Source organism: Helicobacter heilmannii, from assembly GCF_001283065.1.
Taxonomy (GTDB): domain Bacteria; phylum Campylobacterota; class Campylobacteria; order Campylobacterales; family Helicobacteraceae; genus Helicobacter; species Helicobacter heilmannii.
Genome location: NZ_CDMK01000001.1, coordinates 397,856 through 399,787, shown reverse-complemented (window position 1 = coordinate 399,787; position 1,932 = coordinate 397,856). Strand labels below are relative to the sequence as shown.

General features: G+C 45.2%; 1 protein-coding gene and 2 pseudogenes. All 3 read left to right on the top strand.

The window, feature by feature from the left end:
- Window positions 1-17: 17 nt before the first annotated feature.
- A pseudogene (locus AOG36_RS09310) lies at window positions 18-308 on the top strand (putative barnase/colicin E5 family endoribonuclease); the annotation flags it as partial.
- An 18-nt stretch (window positions 309-326) separates the two neighbouring features.
- A complete protein-coding gene (locus AOG36_RS01980; protein WP_238374873.1) occupies window positions 327-1,526 on the top strand; it encodes a hypothetical protein in 1,200 nt (399 codons plus the stop codon).
- A gap of 36 nt (window positions 1,527-1,562) precedes the next feature.
- Window positions 1,563-1,931 (top strand): annotated as a pseudogene (locus tag AOG36_RS01975) (PBECR3 domain-containing polyvalent protein); the annotation flags it as partial.
- Window position 1,932 lies beyond the last annotated feature (1 nt).

Genomic DNA, 1,932 nt, shown 5'->3' with positions numbered 1-1,932 from the left:
ATACGCCTTTTGAGAAGTTGGGGAATGGGATTGAGGAGATTATAAAGAAAGGCGATATATTCGAGAATGCAGGGGTTTACACTATTAGACTTAACAACCAAGATGGCAGTTTTAGAGTCGGATTATCTAGAGGATGGAATGAACAAGGCAATAGCCATTGGGTAATCACGGCGTATAAAGATTCAAAAGGGGAAACTAAACCCCCTCGCACAGATTCCCGACCAAGCTACGACCCTAAAGGGGCTGAGTATGGAACCGATCTTACTCAGAGGGGCTTAGAATCTAACCCTACCACCCAAGAGGTTAAAAGTCAAGAGACACCTAAGGTGGAAGATCCCCAAGAGAAGCTAGCCACACAATGGGGAATCATCACGGGCGCAAAGGATTTAAACGCCCCCTTTAAACCCCAAATACCCAAAGACATAGAAGAAGCCCTTAAACCCGTCTTTAAAAAAGGGCTCAAGCTACCTCCCGCAAATGACCCTAGCAAGTGGTTCGTGTTTGCTAAAGATGCAGACTTAGCTTATGTGAAAACAACCCTTGAGAGCCCCGATCTTGTGTTTGATACGGGCAGCTCCATAGGCTTTTTAAAACGCATAGAACAATGGAGTGGGCAAGATATGGACTTCTTAGAAGTGAGGTTTTCGCGTCAGGGTTACATTGCCATCGAAAGAAACAACGCTTTAGGGCTAGAGCTAGCCAAACAAGAATATATCCCCATCAGCAAAGATCAAAAAGCCCTCACAGCTAAAGAGATTCGAGCATGGGAGAAGTCTAAAGAAGAGGCAGAGGCTAAGGCGATTGCGGAGTATGAAAAGCAAGAAGCAGAGAAGCAAGCTAGATATGAAGCATGGTTAGCGCAAGAAGAAGCTAAAAATGAGTTGCCCTTTATTAAGCCCACAGACCCCATTAACAAGAGCTTAGGGCGAAACTATCCTAGATACCGCAACAAAGGCAAAGAGGGCTTACTAGCCTTGATGTATGAGCGCACCATGTTAGATGGGCAAATTGCGCACGCCTATGAGCGCCCCGAAATTGGAGGCATTGATGTGTGGACACAACATTACAACATAGGGGTAGCAGACTCTGAATTTAAGGAGATTAGAATTTATCACGACAATTTAAAACTAGGCCTAGAAACCTTTAAAAACCAGCCCCAAGAGTTTTTAACACCAGTGGGCAGAGAGGCGCAGATACAGGCTAAGAGAGACTTTAAGAAGTGGCGCAACACGCATTTAGCTAACGCAATCGATCGCACCATTAAGCAGGGGGATTTTACCCGCCTTGATAGCAATAGTATCGAGCTTAGCCTAAGAGAGGACTATAACGGCAAAACTTGGGACTTTAAAGCCCGCATTGATTGGACTAACCACAATGATCCCAGCCAGCCTAAAAGATGGGTGTTAGAAAAGTTTAAAGTTACTGATATTGCAGAACCGCCTAAAAACCCCCCGCCTAAAGGGGATAAACCTAAAAACGATAAACCGCCTAAAACCCCAAAAGAGGACTTACCACCCCAAGAGTAAACTAACAAGAGAACATGGCGATGTCAAAACAGAGGCCAAGAGGGGGCAATTGCGATCACGCTAGAAGATATTGCACACTACCAAGAATACATTAAAGCCCCAGATTTAAGAATTGTTCAAGATAACGGGCGGATTGTGTATGGCAAACAGATTAATGGGCATGCGGTGGTGATTGAAGAGGCTTTAGAGGGGCAAGACAAACTAAGATTTTTTGATATGTGGAAGCTAAAGGGTGGGTTAAACGAGCAAGTCCTACTAGCCCATAGCCAACGCCCTAACACGACTTCAAGCCTTAATCTTGAAGGCCATATGCCTAGCAGTGATGCGAACTCTACCAAACCCCCCCTTAAGAAACAAGCAAAGCCCAAACCCACAGACCCCAATGACCCCATGGAGCGGGAGTAAA